This is a genomic window from Desulfonatronospira sp. MSAO_Bac3, from assembly GCF_003838035.1.
In the GTDB taxonomy this organism is placed as follows: domain Bacteria; phylum Desulfobacterota; class Desulfovibrionia; order Desulfovibrionales; family Desulfonatronovibrionaceae; genus Desulfonatronospira; species Desulfonatronospira thiodismutans.
On record NZ_QYZY01000122.1, the window covers coordinates 1 to 16,225 of the forward strand.

Annotated in this window: 12 protein-coding genes; all 12 read left to right on the forward strand. The window is 53.6% G+C overall.

The window, feature by feature from the left end; all coding sequences use genetic code 11:
* Positions 1–2,283, forward strand: a 2,283-nt coding sequence (locus tag D5S03_RS04440; protein ID WP_287042800.1) for an NADH-ubiquinone oxidoreductase-F iron-sulfur binding region domain-containing protein, incomplete at its 5' end; no start/stop codon positions are given.
* Between the two features lie 30 nt (positions 2,284–2,313).
* On the forward strand, positions 2,314–2,721 hold the full coding sequence (locus tag D5S03_RS04445) for a CBS domain-containing protein (protein WP_008868929.1): 408 nt from the start codon (positions 2,314–2,316) through the stop codon (positions 2,719–2,721).
* A gap of 219 nt (positions 2,722–2,940) precedes the next feature.
* Positions 2,941–3,552, forward strand: a complete 612-nt coding sequence (locus D5S03_RS04450; RefSeq protein WP_008868928.1) for an NADH-ubiquinone oxidoreductase-F iron-sulfur binding region domain-containing protein — start codon at positions 2,941–2,943, stop codon at positions 3,550–3,552.
* 17 nt (positions 3,553–3,569) lie between these two features.
* Positions 3,570–5,618 (forward strand): molybdopterin-dependent oxidoreductase, encoded by a 2,049-nt coding sequence (locus D5S03_RS04455; protein ID WP_008868927.1) that lies wholly within the window; start codon positions 3,570–3,572, stop codon positions 5,616–5,618.
* Positions 5,619–5,936: 318 nt separating this feature from the next.
* A complete protein-coding gene (locus D5S03_RS04460) occupies positions 5,937–6,398 on the forward strand; it encodes an NADH-quinone oxidoreductase subunit NuoE family protein (protein WP_008868926.1) in 462 nt (153 codons plus the stop codon).
* A 58-nt stretch (positions 6,399–6,456) separates the two neighbouring features.
* Positions 6,457–8,238 (forward strand): NADH-ubiquinone oxidoreductase-F iron-sulfur binding region domain-containing protein, encoded by a 1,782-nt coding sequence (locus D5S03_RS04465; RefSeq protein ID WP_008868925.1) that lies wholly within the window; start codon positions 6,457–6,459, stop codon positions 8,236–8,238.
* A gap of 20 nt (positions 8,239–8,258) precedes the next feature.
* Positions 8,259–11,009: a formate dehydrogenase subunit alpha gene (gene fdhF / locus D5S03_RS04470; protein ID WP_083803940.1), complete on the forward strand. Its 2,751-nt coding sequence runs from the start codon at positions 8,259–8,261 to the stop codon at positions 11,007–11,009.
* An 81-nt stretch (positions 11,010–11,090) separates the two neighbouring features.
* Positions 11,091–11,546, forward strand: a complete 456-nt coding sequence (locus D5S03_RS04475) for a cyclic nucleotide-binding domain-containing protein (protein ID WP_008868922.1) — start codon at positions 11,091–11,093, stop codon at positions 11,544–11,546.
* A 172-nt stretch (positions 11,547–11,718) separates the two neighbouring features.
* Positions 11,719–12,567 (forward strand): bifunctional methylenetetrahydrofolate dehydrogenase/methenyltetrahydrofolate cyclohydrolase FolD, encoded by an 849-nt coding sequence (gene folD, locus D5S03_RS04480; RefSeq protein ID WP_008868921.1) that lies wholly within the window; start codon positions 11,719–11,721, stop codon positions 12,565–12,567.
* A 424-nt stretch (positions 12,568–12,991) separates the two neighbouring features.
* Positions 12,992–13,939 carry an acetyl-CoA decarbonylase/synthase complex subunit delta gene (locus tag D5S03_RS04485; protein WP_008868920.1) on the forward strand — a complete coding sequence of 316 codons (948 nt, stop codon included), beginning with the start codon at positions 12,992–12,994 and terminating at the stop codon, positions 13,937–13,939.
* Between the two features lie 78 nt (positions 13,940–14,017).
* Complete coding sequence (gene acsC, locus D5S03_RS04490) at positions 14,018–15,361, forward strand: acetyl-CoA decarbonylase/synthase complex subunit gamma (protein ID WP_008868919.1); 1,344 nt, start codon at positions 14,018–14,020, stop codon at positions 15,359–15,361.
* Positions 15,362–15,389: 28 nt separating this feature from the next.
* Positions 15,390–16,163 (forward strand): ATP-binding protein, encoded by a 774-nt coding sequence (locus D5S03_RS04495; protein ID WP_008868918.1) that lies wholly within the window; start codon positions 15,390–15,392, stop codon positions 16,161–16,163.
* Positions 16,164–16,225 lie beyond the last annotated feature (62 nt).

The following is a 16,225-nucleotide window of genomic DNA, read 5'->3' on the forward strand; positions in this document are numbered from 1 at the left end:
GGCTCACTGCGCCGGCAGGAAGGCAATGGAGCCAAGGTCAGGGCGTCGGTTTGCTGCGGTTTGCCCTGTACTGCCCTGGGCTCTCAGGAGATTGCCCGGGAACTGGCTGATGAATCCGCCAGGCAGGGGATAGAGGTTGATATAGTCAAAACCGGCTGTCAGGGTCTGTGCCAGAAAGGTCCTCTGATGCAGGTGGAACCGCACGGGTATTTTTATCAAAAAGTAAAACCCGAACGTGCCGGAGAAATGATTTCCAAAACCATGGGCAGTGGTCAGCCTGTCCGGGAATTTCTTTACCGTGATTCCTTTCTGGACGAGGTAAAAGAACAGATTCAGGAGGTGCCCTTTTACAGCAAGCAGGTCAAAATAGCTCTGCGCAACACCGGGAAGGTGGATCCCCATGATATCCACCAGTATATAGCCGCAGGCGGATTCAAGGCCGTGAAAAAGATGTTTTCCAGAATGAGCCCCGATGATGTCCTGGAGGAGGTCAAAAAGGCCAATCTCAGGGGCAGGGGAGGGGCCGGGTTCCCGGCCGGTTTTAAATGGGCCCATACCAAGCGTTCCGGCAAAGGGGTGCCCAAGCTGGTCATCGCCAACGGGGACGAGGGCGATCCCGGGGCCTTCATGGACCGCTCCATCATGGAAGGCGACCCTTTCAGTCTGCTGGAGGGCATGCTCATCTGCGCTTATTCCATTGATGCAAACTTTGGATTTATTTATGTCCGTCACGAATACCCTCTGGCCATAAAGACCCTGGAAAAAGCCATTAAGCAGGCAGAAGAGATGGGCCTTCTGGGCAGGAATATCCTGGGCACAGGCTTTGATTTCAGCGTATTCATCAAGGAAGGGGCCGGAGCATTCGTATGCGGCGAAGCCACCTCCCTGGTGGCCTCCCTGGAAGGCCAGAGAGGATTCCCCAGGGCCAGGCCTCCAAGGCTTTCGGAGGTCGGGGGCGGAGCATGGGGGTACCCTTCCAACCTGAACAATATCGAGACTTACGCCTGTGTACCCCCCATTATCGAAAAAGGGGCAGACTGGTTTCTGGGCATAGGCACACCGGGTTCTCCGGGAACCAAGGTCTTCTCCCTGGCGGGAAAGGTCAACAACACCGGACTGGTGGAAGTACCCATGGGGATCACCTTGCGCGAAATCGTGGACGAGATCGGCGGAGGAATCCTGAACAACAGGAAGTTCAAGGCCATTCAGACCGGAGGGCCTTCCGGGGGCTGTATTCCGGAGCAGTACCTGGACCTGCCGGTGGATTTTGATTCCCTGTGGCAGGTAGGTTCCATGATGGGATCCGGGGGCATGGTGGTCATGGACGAAAGTGACTGCATGGTGGATATTGCCAAGTTTTTTCTGGCCTTCTGTCAGTCCGAGTCCTGCGGCAAGTGCCCCCCGTGCAGGGTGGGGACCTACCAGATGCTGCAGATAATGGAGCGCATAACTTCCGGAGAGGGACAGCCCGGAGACATAGAAAGGCTGGAAAAGCTCATTGAAACCGTAGGGGAAGGATCACTGTGCGGACTGGGCAGAAGCGCTCCCAATCCCGTGGCCACCACCCTCAGGTATTTCCGGGAGGAATACGAGGAGCACATCCATGACAAGTACTGCCGGGCCAATGTCTGCAGCGGCATGGGAGTTTTTACCATCGATCAGAAGGCCTGCATACTGTGCGGTCTGTGCAGGGATGCCTGTGCCTTTGATGCTGTGCGGGAAAGGCGGTCCAGCTATTTCATAGACCAGGAATACTGCACCAAGTGCAAGGCCTGTTTTGAGATCTGCCCTGTAGGAGCGGTCAAGGTAAAGAAGAAGGCTCAGATTGCCGTGGAAAAAATCAAAATACCCTATGAAGCAATGGTTTCAGTCAAACGCAAGGCCAAACTGACCTTGTGGGATGTTCTCAAATCCAAACCGCATGTGGTAATAACCATATATCATGATTCCACTGTTGCCGACGCCATCAGGACCCTGCATGACCGCAATGTCAGCAGTGTTTTCGTGGTGGATGACAACGCAAAGCTCATAGGTATTTTTACTGAGCGCGATGTGGTGCATTGCTACAACAAGGGCTTTTCCTGCCAGGATACACCTGTGGGACACGTGGCCCGCAAGGATCTTATCAAGTTCGAGCCGTCCATGGGCATCAGTTCAGCCATCCTCATCGCTTCCAGGAACAAGAAGAGGCATATGCCCATTGTGGATGGAGACAGGATCCTGGGCATGGTAACTTTCAGGGACCTGGTTTCATACCTGTTGCCTGAAATAAGCTACATTTAAACCAAGCCGGGGATTACAGGAGAAAAACAAATGCTACTGCAAGATATACTGGATTCCAAGCTGGCCCAGGTGGTCAAGGTGCACCAGGACGAGACCGTGGCCGAGACCATAAAACTCCTGGAAGAAATGAACGTCAGCGGTGTGTTCGTTGTGGACGACAATGACAGGCTGCGCGGCATATTCACGGAAAAAGACGTGGTTACCTGCTTCGCCACCGGGGTGCAGGCCTCTGATACCAGGGTGCGGGAGGTAAAAAGGGGTGATCTTGTTACCTTTGAACCTTCCACTGAAGTAAGCCTGGCACTGGCAACTGCTTCAAAAAACAAAATGCGGCATCTGCCCATAGTCCAGGGGGATGAAATAAAGGGCATGATCACCTATAGAGATCTGGTATCACATGTCCTGCCCGAGATATGCTTCATGGCCGAGGCCATGTAGGAAATAAGAACAACTGTAACCATTCAGGGGGCACTCACTTGTAGTTCCTGGCACAAGGTCTGGGGACTGTCCCCGCTAAGTACTATCTTTGAAGGTTCACGCAACTTAGCGTTTGTCATATTTTAATTGTGCAGGAAAGGTGTCGCGGGGACTGTCCCCAGGCCGTTGCGGCACCCCCTGAATGGTTACGAACAACCGCATCAATGAGCAGAGGTGACAATGAGCACGGAAAACTATGTGGAAGAAAAACCGAAAAAACTCAAAGATATAAGGAAGGAAGCAGAAGAACGGGCCTGTCCTGTGCAGCAGATGCAGTATTTTATTGACGAGTTCCTGGACAAACCCATGTGTGGTAAATGTTACCCCTGCGCCCTGGGTACCGGGGAGGCCCAGATCCGGGTGGCCAGGCTGGCCAGCCGGGGGGCCGAGGTTGACTCCCGGGACCTGGACCTGCTCAGGCGTATCGGAGACAACATGGTCCGAGGCTCCCTGTGCAAAAGGGGTAAAGACACTGGTGAGTTTATCCTGGAGCTGCTTGAAAATTCTCGGGACGAAATCATGGAGCATGTAGACCGGTCATGCCCAAGCAGGGAATGTAAAAGCCTGGTCAGATATGAAATAGTGCCTGAACTCTGCACCATGTGCGGGGAATGCAAAAAGGTATGCAGGTACAATGCTGTACTCGGCGAGACCAAAAAGCCCTATTTTACCGGATATCAGCCCTTTGAAATCAGGCTGAAAAGGTGCACAGGGTGCGGGGAGTGCGTGGACGTTTGCCCTGAGGGGGCCATAGTTGTCGGATCCAATCCCAGAAAAGAAGACAATAGTTAAGATATTAGGAGGTTTGAATGGATAAGCAGGTAAAACTCCGGATAGACGGCCAGGAAGTCCAGGCTCCCGCCGGGATGAATCTCATAGATGCTGCTGAACTCGCCGGGATTCACATCCCCAATCTGTGTTATCTCAAGGGCATGAAAGGGATAGGCGCCTGCAGGATGTGCCTGGTGGAGGTGGAGGGGCTAAAGGCACCTGTAATAGCCTGCAATACAAAAGTAAAGCAGGATATGGCGGTCCATACCAGGACTGAAAGAGTCCAGGAAATCAGAAGATTCGTCGTGGATCTTATTTTGTCCATGCATCCCCTGGACTGCGTTACCTGTACCAAGTCCGGTGTCTGCAATCTGCAGGATTACGCCTACGAATTCGGGCTCAGGGAAAGTTCCTTCAGCAGGAAAAAATTTACCTATCCCGTGGACGAAGGCAATCCTTTCGTTAAAAGGGACCCGGCCTACTGCATCCTGTGCGGCAGATGTGTGCGGGTGTGCAAGGAACAGGGGACCAATGTCCTGGACTTCATGGGCCGGGGAATCGAATCCAAGGTCATTACAGCTAATGACATGCCTCTGCATGAGTCCGGGTGCACTTTCTGCGGCAGCTGTATAGATGTATGTCCTGTAAGCGCCCTGCGCGAGGCGGACAGGGAGCAAAAGGGCCGGGAGTGGGAATTTTCCAGGCATGAATCCGTATGCATGCTTTGCGGCTGCGGTTGCGATATCACCGTGAGTACAAAAGGCGACTTGATCCAGAAGATCAATGCCGGAAGCAAAGCTCCCTCCACTGAACAGCATTTTATCTGCACCTACGGCAGGTTCGGTTACGAGCATGTCGACGGGGGCAAGCGCATTCTTTCTCCTATGGTGCGAAAGGGGGGTCAGCTCCAGGAGGTGTCCATGAAGGATGCCCTGGAGGACCTGGCGGGCAGACTCAAGAAAGCCGGAAAAAACACAGGGTTTATAAGCACGGCCTCTATTCTCAACGAGGATGCCATGACCCTGCAGAGATTTTCCGGGGAAGTGGTCAAGACCTCCAGCATCGACTCCACAGCCAGCCTTTATGCCCGGCCGGAGCAGCTTGAAAAATCCCAGAAGGCAAAAATAGACAAGGCTGATCTCATTATCCTGGTGGGGGTAAACCCATCCCAGTGGACCAGGGTGCTTCCTGCACTGGATGTCGCAGTGCGCAGAAGACTTTCCCGCAAGGGCAGGCTTATAACCATCAACTCCCAGGAAACCGCTTTAGATAAGCTGGCGGAAATAAACTTAAACGGGGACGAGATACAGGCCATACAAGGCATGATCAAATCTGTCCCGGACCATGGAATCAAGGTGGACCAGAAGCTTTTAAAACATGTCCAGGAAGCCTCAACGGACAAGAACATGCAGCAGGCGGCTGAGATGTTCGCCGGCAGCAGCAATCCCCTGATCATTTCCGATCCTGCTTTTTTTGACGTTGCATCCAACCTGGCCTGGATCAAGGGGCAGGCCATGGCCATGCCCCTGGAAAGTAACGCCCGGGGTGTGGTGCTCATGGGTGTCAAAAGCAAGGACAATACTTTTCAGGATATGGCTGCTGTGGAGCATGGCCTGGTGCAGCGGGGCAGAAGCACTGTAAAGCTTCTTTACGCCGTGGGTGATGTGCCTTTGAGCAAAAAGCCGGACGGTGTGGATTTCCTTGTGGTGCAGTCCTCAAGCTTTACCGGACTGGCCAGGGAGGCGGACATGGTTCTGCCTGCAGCTACTTACCTGGAGTCCTCCGGGAGCATGGTGGATTATCTGGGGCAACTAAAGACAGTGGAGCAGGCCATAGAACCCCGGGGTGAATCTAGAACCCACCGGGACATTTTCATTCAGCTGGCCAAAAACATGGGGGTTACCCTGAAAAAGCCCACTTTTTCGGAAGTAAAAAAGGCAGCCGGTTCAGAGGTCAGTCTATCGGTTGCAGATATGACCAGAAAGGAAGCGTTTCAGGAAACCCCGGAATCCTATCTGCAGGCCCTCAATGCCCCGGTGCTTGAAACCTCCAGGCTCTTATGGCTTAAAGAGTCCGGCATGACTTAGATCTGCTTTTAATGGCCGGGTATACTGCATAAGCCGGATAGTTATCCGGCCATTTTACATTACACAACACCACTTTCCTCTGCTGGCCAGGGCTGATTTCAGTTTCCACGGGTTTTCAGCTAAAAAAGTTGTTTTTAGGATGCATCTGCAAAAAGTCAGACATTAACTTGTAGTGGTAAATATGGATCATCTAGTTCTTTGATTTTACTGACTACTGGCCACTGACTACTGCGATTGGAAATAAGACTTTTTGCAGTCACATCTTTTAGCCAGCCATCTGAAACATAAGTAACATATTAGAAAACCAGGGATGATACAATGGACCATGTCTTGGATAAAGTAATTGAAAATTATCATGAAAATGAGGGCAATGCCCTGACTCTTTTGCAGGACCTGGAGGAAAATTTTGGATATGTCCCGGAAGAGACGGTTTATGAACTGTCAGACAGGTTGAACATACCACCCAGCCGGTTTTTCGGCATAGCCACATTTTTCTCTCAATTGCACCTTAAGCCCAGGGGCAAAAACATCATTACCGTCTGCCGCGGCACCCCCTGCCATGTCAAGGGCTCGGAAAAAATCCTGAGCCGCATGCGCATGGAACTGGACATCCCCTCCGGGGAGGAGACATCCGAGGACCGTATGTTTACCGTGGAAGAGGTCAACTGTGTGGGGGCCTGCGGCATGGCACCGGTTGTAGTCATAAATCAGCAGGTCCAGGGCGAGGTGAACATCAAGAAGATGATGAAGGAAGTAAATGAGCTCCGGGCCGAGGAGTAAATTGTCCAATGGTAAGTTATTATCAAAGGACTGTGTATATATAACTGGAGTGGTATGAATGGATAACAACTCTGTTGTGATAAAGGTTTGTTCCGGCACCGGAAGCATTTCTGCTGGAGGCGCTTTAGTTCTGGACGCTTTCAGGAAACTGGTGCTTTCTTCCGACCTGGAGGCGAGTTTTCAGAACAGGTGCAGGGCGGACAAAGTGGGATGCCGGGGTTTCTGTGCCAGGGATGTCCTGGTGGACGTGGTTGTTGACGGGGAGAAGACCACCTACGAACGCGTCAAGTCAGACATGGTGCCCAGGATCTTTGAAGAGCACATCCTGGGCGGCAGTCCTGTTCAGGAATGGACAGCAGACGAGCTGCACCAGTCCTTTCAGGACAACCAGAAAAAAGTCGTACTGGCTCATTGCGGAGAAATCGATCCCGAAGACCTGGATGCCTACCTGAATGTAAAGGGATACCAAGCTGCCCGCAACGCTTTCAACAACATGCATCCCGTGGAAATTATCGAAAAGATCAAGCGCTCTAAGCTCAGGGGCAGGGGTGGAGCCGGTTTTTCCACCGGGCACAAATGGGAGTTTGCCTACAAGGTTGACGATCAGGAGAAATATGTAGTCTGCAACGGCAATGAAAGCGATCCCGGAGCCTTCGCCGACAGGTGCATCATGGAGGGAGATCCCCATGCCGTGATAGAAGGCATGATGATCTGTGCCCGGGCCATTGGAGCCGGCAAGGGCTATATTTATATCCGGGACGGATATTCCCTGGCTGTGAAGCGTCTGCGCCTGGCCCTGAAGCAGTGCTACGAGCGCGGACTTCTGGGTAAAAACATTTTTGAATCCGGTCATGACCTGGACATAAAGCTGTATCCCGCTCCTGGAGCCTTCATTTGCGGAGAGGCCACCGCCCTGGTGCAGTCCATCGAAGGCAAAAGGGCCATGCCCACCCCAAGGATGACCCGCACTTCGGAAAATGGAATCCGGGGCAAACCCACGGTTATCAATAATGCCGAAACTCTGGCCAATGTTCCCAAAATCCTTAGAAACGGCGCATCCTGGTTTGCAGGCCTGGGTACCGACACCAGCGGCGGCACCAAGGTCTTTTCCCTTACCGGCAAGGTGAAAAGCAACGGACTGGTGGAGGTCCCCATGGGAGCCACCTTGAGGGACGTGGTGTACAAGGTGGGCGGCGGCATAGACCAGGACCGGGCTTTCAAGGGCATCCAGCTGGGTGGTCCCACAGGAGGATGTGTGCCCGGGTCCTGCCTGGACAGCCGGGTGGATTATGAATCCCTGGCCTTAGCCGGAACCATCATGGGCTCCGGGGGCATGGTGGTCCTGGATGAGACCAACTGTATAGTGGACACGGCCAAGTTCTTTCTGGATATCACCCAGGCCGAGTCCTGCGGCAAGTGCACTCCGTGCAGGATCGGCATGCGCAGGATGTACGAGATCCTTGAGCGCATAACCATTGGAAACGGCCGGGACGGCGACGTGGAACTCCTGGAGGACCTGGGCAGCCATATCCGGGCCACTTCACTCTGCGGTTTCGGCATGACCGCTCCCAACCCGGTGCTGTCCACGGTCCGGTATTTCCGGGACGAATACAATATACATATCCGGGACAGGAAATGCCCGGCACTGGTATGCAAAAGTCTTCTGACCTTTTCCTGCATAGAAGAGACCTGTACCGGATGCGGCATGTGCAAGAGGGTCTGCCCGGCGGACGCCATTCGCGGAACCAGGAAGAAACCGCACTTCATCGACCAGGAACTGTGCGTAAAGTGCGGTTCCTGTTTTGATTCCTGCAAATTCGGTGCAATACTCAAAGAGTAGGTGAATATATGGGTACTGACATGGTAACCTTGAACATAGACGGCAAAGACGTCACAGTGGATAAAGACAGCACCATCCTGGATGCTGCCAGGAAACTGGATCTAACCATTCCCTCCCTGTGTCACAATCCGGACCTGATTCCTTTCGGAGGCTGCAGGCTGTGCCTGGTGGAGGTGACCGGCACATCCAGGCCGGTGGCCTCATGTGCGGCCCTGGTCCAGGAGGGCATGAAGGTCAAAACCTCCAGCAATTACCTGGAAAGGCTCAGGCGGACCAACGTAGAGCTTCTGCTTTCAGATCACCCCAATGACTGCATGCTCTGCGAGCGGGCAGGTAACTGCAAGCTCCAGGAACTGGCCTATTACTACGGAATCCGGGAAAACAGGTTTGAGGGCGAAAACAGAAAGTATCCGGAGCAGGACCAGAACCCCTTCATCCGCAGGGAAATGGAAAAATGCATCATGTGTGGGCAATGCGTGCGCATATGCGATGAGATTCAGGGAGTGGGGGCCATTGATTTCGCCTACAAGGGACTCTGGACCAAAGTCTGCCCGCCTTTTGAAAAGGACCTGGACTGTGAGTTCTGCGGACAGTGCGTGGCAGTGTGCCCCACCGGGGCTCTCACCGGCAGGATGTGGGCCAGCAAGGGGCGTCAGAAATTCAGGGAAGTGGATACAGTCTGCCCGTACTGCGGGTGCGGCTGCAATCTCACCCTGGCTGTGAAAAAGAATGAAATCGCCAGGATATATTCCAGAAAAGACAGCATCAACCAGGGCATGCTCTGCGTCAAGGGCAGGTTTGCCTACGATTTTGTAAACAGTCCGGACAGACTGACTAAGCCACTCATCAGGACCGGGGCAAAAAAAGATTTTGTTTTGAACCGGGACAACCCATACAGGGAATCAAAGAAGGGTCACGCCTCCAGGCCTGATTATGAACAGTTCAGAGAAGCCTCCTGGGAGGAAGCCCTGGATCTTGTTGCCTTGAGGCTCAAGGAAATAAAGGACCGCCATGGCCCTGATGTCATCGGCGGTCTGGCTTCGGCCAGGTGCACAAACGAGGATAATTATCTGTTTCAGAAGTTCATGCGTATGGCAGTGGGCACCAACAATGTTGACCATTGTGCCAGATACTGACATAGTTCCACCATTGCCGGTCTGGCAACAGTATTCGGTTCAGGAGCCATGACCAATTCCTATGAGGAGATCAAGGACAACGATGTCCTGCTGGTGATCGGCTCCAACACTACGGAGACCCATCCCATTATAGGGTTGGAGATGAAAAAGGCGGTGCGGCGCGGGGCAAAACTCATCGTCATTGATCCCAGAAAGATCGAGCTGGTCAGGTGGTCCCATGATCATCTGCAGCTCAAGCCCGGAACCGATGTGGCCCTTCTCAACTGCATCATGAATGTCATCATTCAGGAAAACCTTGCGGACAAGACTTATATCGACGAGCGCACCCAGGGCTATCCGGCCCTGGCCAGGTCCCTGGAGGGGTACACGCCGGAATACGGGGAAGAAGTGACCGGAGTGGCCAGGGAAAAAATAATCGATGCGGCCAGGACGTACGCCAGGGCATCAAAAGCCGGGATTTACTATACCATGGGGATCACCCAGCATACCCACGGCACGGACAATGTCTTTGCCATTGCCAACCTGGCCCTTATGACCGGCAACCTGGGACGCCGTTCCACTGGAGTGAATCCCCTGCGGGGTCAAAACAATGTTCAGGGGTCCACTGACATGGGCTGTGTCCCTCCGTTTTACCCCGGATACCAGAGCGTGGCCTCTCCCGAGGTCAAAGCCCGGTTTGAAAGACTGTGGAGGGCACAGCTTTCATCCACCCCCGGTCTTACAGCCACGGAAATGGTTGATGCTGCTGCAGAAGGCAATTTCAGGGCTCTGTACATAAAAGGAGAAAACCCCGTGGTAAGCGATCCGGATATGCAGCATACGGTAAAGGCCTTGCAGAACCTGGACTTTCTGGTGGTCCAGGATATCTTCATGACGGAGACGGCCCGGATGGCGGATGTTATACTGCCTGCGGCCTGTTTTGCCGAAAAGGAGGGCACTTTCACCAACAGCGAGAGACGGGTGCAGCGGGTGCGCAAGGCAGTGGAACCCCCGGGAGAGGCCAGGGAGGATTCCTGGATCATTGCCAGTCTGTCTTCAAGTATGGGCTATGATATTTCTTATGACCGCATCGAGGATGTTTTCCAGGAAGCGGGCAAGGCCTGGCCCGCCCTGGGAGGCATGGACTATCAACGCCTGGAGCACAGAGGTCTGCAGTGGCCCTGCCCCACGAGTGATCATCCCGGCACTCCCTACCTTTTCAAAGGGGCCTTTCCCAAAAGGATACCGGCTTTTACTCCTGTGGATTACCGTCCCTCGGAAGAGTTGCCGGATAGTGAATATCCTTTGGTTCTCAACACCGGCAGGGAGCTTTTCAATTATCATACCGGGACCATGACCAGGCGCAGCCCGGCCGTGAACAAGGTCATGCCCCGGGGTTATGTGGAGATCCACCCGGAGGATGCCCGCAGGCTGGGCATAGATAAGGATCAGTTAGTCCGGGTCAGTTCCAGAAGAGGCAGCATTGATATCCATGGCCTGGTGAGCAACAGGCCTCTTCAGGGTACAGTGTTCATTCCTTTTCACTTTACTGAGGCTGCGGCCAATATGCTTACCAATACCGCAGTGGATCCCATTGCCAGAATTCCGGAACTGAAAGTTTGTGCAGTAAAGCTGGAACCCATAGAGAATACGTAAACGTTCAAAGGCCTCTCAACTAATGTCCTTTGGCCTTTTTAAAGTTTGTCAAACCAGGGAGTATGAAAGCAAGGAGAAGTCATGATTGATGCGCAGATGCTGAAAAAACAGATTTTGCTTCAGGATATGGATGAGTATGAGCTGGGCAAAATTGCCAAGATCGTGGAAAAGGTATCCATAAAACAGGGCGAAGTCCTGTTTCAGGAAGAGGATGATACCAGGGGACTGTGGCTTATCCATTCCGGAAAGATCCAGATATCCAAGATGGCCGCCGACGGCTGGAGGCAGACTCTGGTGGTGCTGGGCGAAGGGCATTTTTTCGGGGAACTGGCCATTGTCGAGAAGCGCAAGCACGTTTCCAAGGCCGAGGCCATGGAAGACACAGAGCTTTTTCTGATTCCCAAGGAATCCTTTGAAGAGCTTGTGGCGGATGACTGCGCCCTGGCCATGGATTTTTTCAAGAGCATGGTGGTGGCACTGAGCTCCAACCTGAGGCGTATGAATGACAAATTCTTAAGCGTTCTCATAAGCTATTAGGCCATCTGCACCGTTGCGCTCAGTATATTTACCGTTCGTCTAAAAATATATGCAGGTCTGGCTTTAAGAACCTAAACATTTAAAAGTCGCCTGGAAGGGAAGTGTGTTGCAGACCATAGGTTATTTAACCAGCCGCATTTTTCTTTTCCGGTCTTAAAGGAGGATTTAAACTATGCAGGACAAAATACTCGACGGCAAGGGCGTATCCGCAAAAATCAAGGAAGAGCTTGCCGAAGAAATCAAAGAGCTTCAAAAGAAAAACGTCACCCCCGGTTTGGCTGTGGTCCTGGTGGGAGAAGACCCGGCATCCCAGGTGTATGTCAACATGAAGGAAAAGACATGCAATGCCTTAGGCATTGTCTCCCGCAAGCATGTCTTGCCTGAAGACGTATCCGAGGAAAAACTCCTGTCCATGGTGGACGATCTGAACAATGACCCGGAGATTGACGGCATCTTAGTACAATTGCCCCTGCCGGGACACATTGATGAAAACAAGGTCCTGGACCGCATCAAGGTAGAAAAAGATGTGGACGGATTTCACCCGGAAAGCATCGGCCGGGTGGTGCTGGCTCAGGATGGGTTCAGGGCGGCCACGCCGGCCGGAATCATCGAGCTTTTAAAACGCAGCAATGTGACTCTGGAAGGCAAGGAAGCCGTGGTTCTGGGACGAAGCAATATTGTGGGCAAGCCTGTGGCCCTTCTGCTTTTAAACGAAAACGCTACAGTCACCGTGGCCCACTCCCGGACCAAAGACATAGCTGAGGTGACGCGCCGGGCGGATATCCTGGTGGTGGCAGTGGGACGAAAGGAAATGGTCACAGCGGATATGGTCAAACAAGGAGCCGTGGTGGTGGATGTGGGCATTCACCGTGTGGAAGACGGCCTCAAAGGGGATGTGGCTTTCGAGGAAGTCAAGGAAAAGGCCTCGGCCATTACTCCGGTTCCGGGCGGGGTTGGCCCCATGACCATTGCCATGCTCATGTCCAATACCGTCAAGTCCGCGAGAAAAAGAGCCATTTAGCGGACTATAACTTTTCACCTAAGGTCCGGGGACTTTGCAAACAGGACGTAAAGACTTCACCCTGATAAACCCTGCGAAGCAGGACCGCTATGCGGTATTTAACAGGGCGAGCTCCAAGGATGCGTCGTTCAGATCCCGCACTTACTTTCTGGCAAATATTGATTTGAAAACTGGGCAGACGTAGAAAAAGTAAGTGCGGGACCAGGTTTGCAAAGCCCCCGGACCCTAGCTCTTTGCCATTGATGGTAAATAATTATGTTTTTTCAGGACAATGTAAAAATCCTGCCTGCCCCGTTGAAGGCAAAGCTTCAATGGGGCGGATTGCACAGGCAGCCACTTATGAAATGAGCCGGTTTTCCGGTGACCCAGATCCGTTTAAGTCTGTGTAATCTGCGGGCAAAAAGCCACAAGGAGACAGGTAATCATGAGCTACAGCGCTCCCATAGACCGTTATACCGGCAAGATCAACAAAGTTGAAATTGGTACAGGTGATGCCAGCGTGCAGGTAGGAGGGGAAACTACTCTACCTTTTTATCTCTTTGAAGGGGAAATGCCCAACCGCCCCAGACTGGCCATGGAAGTCTGCGATGAAGCCCCCGGGGACTGGGCTAAGGCTCTGGAGGACGTGCTGGGGGATGTCTGGGACGATCCAGTGAAATGGGCCGCCAAGTGCAAAGACGAGTTCGGGGCGGATCTCATCTGCCTGAGACTTCTGAGCATCGACCCCAACGGTGCGGACAAAGGCCCGGACGAAGCCCTGGAAGTGGTCAGAAAGGTGGCTGATTCCGTGGAGATTCCCCTGATCATTTACGGCTGCGGCAACGCCTCCAAGGACGGCGAGGTCTTGAAAAAGGTCGCTGAACAGATGGAGGGCAGGGCCATGGTCCTGGGACCGGCTGTGGAGGAGAACTACAAGACCATATCCGCTGCGGCCATGGGCTTCGGGCACAACGTGGCCGGGGAGACCCCCATTGATGTGAATATGGCCAAACAGCTCAATATCCTCATGACCAACCTGGGCATGCCGGCCGAGCGTATCCTGATCGACCCCTCCACCGGTGCCCTGGGTTACGGACTGGAATACACCTATTCGGTAATTGAAAGGGATCGCCTGACCGCTCTGCAGCAAAACGACGCCATGATGCAGATGCCCATCATCTGCGACATGGGCCGGGAAGCCTGGAAGGCCAAGGAAGCCAAAGTGGGAACGGACGAGCACCCGGAATACGGTGATCCGGTAAAGCGGGGCATAATGTGGGAAGCCATCGGAGTGACCAGCCTGCTGGTTGCCGGGGCGGACATAGTAGTGGTCAGGCATCCGGAGACGGTTAAGCTCATGCGCAGTACCATGGAAGGTCTGGGAGTAAAATAGGGCTCAAGCAGTCTTGTTTTAAGCATGCAGGACACGGAGATTTACAACAAAAATTAAAATGTACCTGGAGGTGCGATAATGGCTTTGACCGGACTTGATATTTACAAGAAGCTTCCCCAGACCAACTGCGGAGAATGCGGAGTGCCTACCTGCCTGGCTTTTGCCATGAAGCTGGCTTCCGGGGGCGCAAGCCTGGATTCCTGCCCCCATGTCAGCCAGGAGGCCAAGGACGCCCTTTCCGAAGCCTCGGCTCCGCCCATGCGGGAAGTAACCATCGGCCAGGGGGACAATGCCCTGAAGATAGGCGGGGAGCAGGTTCTTTTCAGGCACGAGAAGACTTTTTTCAATCCATGCGGCTTTGCCTTAGTTATTGACGATTCCATGGAGGCCGCGGAAGTGGATTCCAGGCTGGAAAGCCTCAAAAAAATGCGCTTTGAGCGCGTGGGTTACGAACTCAAGACCGACCTGGCAGCCCTGAAGTGCTCTTCCGGGGACAAATCCAGCTTTGCCGGCCTGGTGGAAAAGGTAAAAGGGTCCTGCGATCTGCCCTTAGTGCTCATGAGCGATGACCCCGATGTCATGTCAGCTGCCTTAGACGTGTGCGGGACCGGCAAGCCTTTGATGGCTTCCGCCACACCTGAAAATTGTGATGCCATGGCCGAGCTGGCCAAAAAACACCAGTGCCCTCTGGTGGTGCGCGCTGGTTCCGTGGAGGAACTCTCCGGACTAACAGACAAGATAAGCAAGGCCGGGGTACAGGACCTGGTCCTGGACAGCGGCAGCAGGGACCTGTCCAAGACCCTGGAAAATCTGGTCATGATGCGCCGTAGTGCCCTGAAGAAGAAATTTCGTCCCCTGGGCTACCCCACCATCACTTTTCCCTGCCAGGAAACCCAGGATGAAATGCTGGAAGCCATCCACGCCTCTGTTTACGTCATGAAGTACGGCGGAATAATGGTCATGAACAATCTGGAGCCATGGAGCGCCCTGCCGCTGTTTGTCCTGCGCCAGAACATCTATACCGACCCCCAGAGGCCTATGCAGGTCAAGGAGGGTTTCTACGATTTCGCTTCCCCGGACGAATCTTCACCTGTGCTGGTGACCACCAATTTCTCCCTGACCTATTTCATAGTGTCCTCGGAGATCGAGTCCAGCAAGCGTCCGGCCCACCTGGGCATCGTGGATTCCGAGGGCCTGTCGACACTTACCGCCTGGGCCGCGGGCAAGTTCACCGCGGAAAAGATTGCGGCATTTATCAAGAAAAGCGGCATCGAAGACAAAGTCAAGCACCGCAAGGTAGTCATTCCAGGATATGTGGCCCAGATCAAGGGTGAGCTGGAAGAAGAGCTTGAAGGCTGGGAAGTTATGGTCGGGCCCAGGGAAGCAAGTGAAATTCCCGGTTTTCTCAAGTCCTGGCAATAGACTGTTTTTTTTACAGACAGGTAGATATATGAAACTGGCAGTAAGCGGTAAAGGCGGCGTGGGCAAGACCACCATCAGCGCCTGCCTGGCCAGGCTCTTCGCCGGGCATGGCTACAGGGTGCTGGCCATAGACGCGGATCCTGACTCCAACCTGGCTTCGGCCCTGGGAATACCTCCGGAAAAGGCTGAGCAGATCCTGCCCATTTCCAGGGCCACGGAGCTCATTGAAGAGCGCACCGGGGCCAAGCCCGGACAGAGCGGGTCCATGTTCAAATTAAACCCCAGAGTGGACGACCTTCCGGACAGCATGTCCGTAGAGCACGATGGAGTCAGGCTTCTGGTGCTGGGGGCTATAGAAAAAGGGGGGCATGGCTGTATCTGCCCCCAGAGCGCTCTGCTCAAGAGCCTGGTCAGCCACGTGGTGCTCAGAAGAAAGGAACTTGTCCTTCTGGATATGGAGGCCGGCATAGAGCACCTGGGCCGGGGCACCGCCCAGGGGGTGGATGCCCTGCTGGTGGTGGCCGACCCGGACCGCCAGAGCATCCAGACCGCCAGGACCATAGACAGGCTGGCCAGAGAAACTGGAATAGAAAAAGTACTGGTGATTCTAAACAAGATCCGCTCCTCTGAAGAGGAAGAGCTTTTAAGACAGGGACTCAAGGATATGCATATCCTGGGAGTTGTGCAGGACAGTCCCGGAGTCCGCCTGGCTTCACTTAAGGAGGCTGCCCCGGATCCCGGGGATGCCGCTTTCACCCGGCAGATAGAGGTTCTGGTGAATGGTTTGAAAGAGCGTTTGTAATTATTCACTATTTGTGAGCACAGAGCTATGGTCCGGGGGCTTTGCAAAATGGGCGTAAACTG

Excerpts from the sequence above, each read along its gene's own strand:
- D5S03_RS04445 (WP_008868929.1), top strand. The coding sequence starts at position 2,314 with ATGCTACTGCAAGATATACTGGATTCCAAGCTGGCCCAGGTGGTCAAG.
- D5S03_RS04450 (WP_008868928.1), top strand. The coding sequence starts at position 2,941 with ATGAGCACGGAAAACTATGTGGAAGAAAAACCGAAAAAACTCAAAGAT.
- D5S03_RS04455 (WP_008868927.1), top strand. The coding sequence starts at position 3,570 with ATGGATAAGCAGGTAAAACTCCGGATAGACGGCCAGGAAGTCCAGGCT.
- D5S03_RS04460 (WP_008868926.1), top strand. The coding sequence starts at position 5,937 with ATGGACCATGTCTTGGATAAAGTAATTGAAAATTATCATGAAAATGAG.
- D5S03_RS04465 (WP_008868925.1), top strand. The coding sequence starts at position 6,457 with ATGGATAACAACTCTGTTGTGATAAAGGTTTGTTCCGGCACCGGAAGC.
- D5S03_RS04475 (WP_008868922.1), top strand. The coding sequence starts at position 11,091 with ATGATTGATGCGCAGATGCTGAAAAAACAGATTTTGCTTCAGGATATG.
- folD (WP_008868921.1), top strand. The coding sequence starts at position 11,719 with ATGCAGGACAAAATACTCGACGGCAAGGGCGTATCCGCAAAAATCAAG.
- D5S03_RS04485 (WP_008868920.1), top strand. The coding sequence starts at position 12,992 with ATGAGCTACAGCGCTCCCATAGACCGTTATACCGGCAAGATCAACAAA.
- acsC (WP_008868919.1), top strand. The coding sequence starts at position 14,018 with ATGGCTTTGACCGGACTTGATATTTACAAGAAGCTTCCCCAGACCAAC.
- D5S03_RS04495 (WP_008868918.1), top strand. The coding sequence starts at position 15,390 with ATGAAACTGGCAGTAAGCGGTAAAGGCGGCGTGGGCAAGACCACCATC.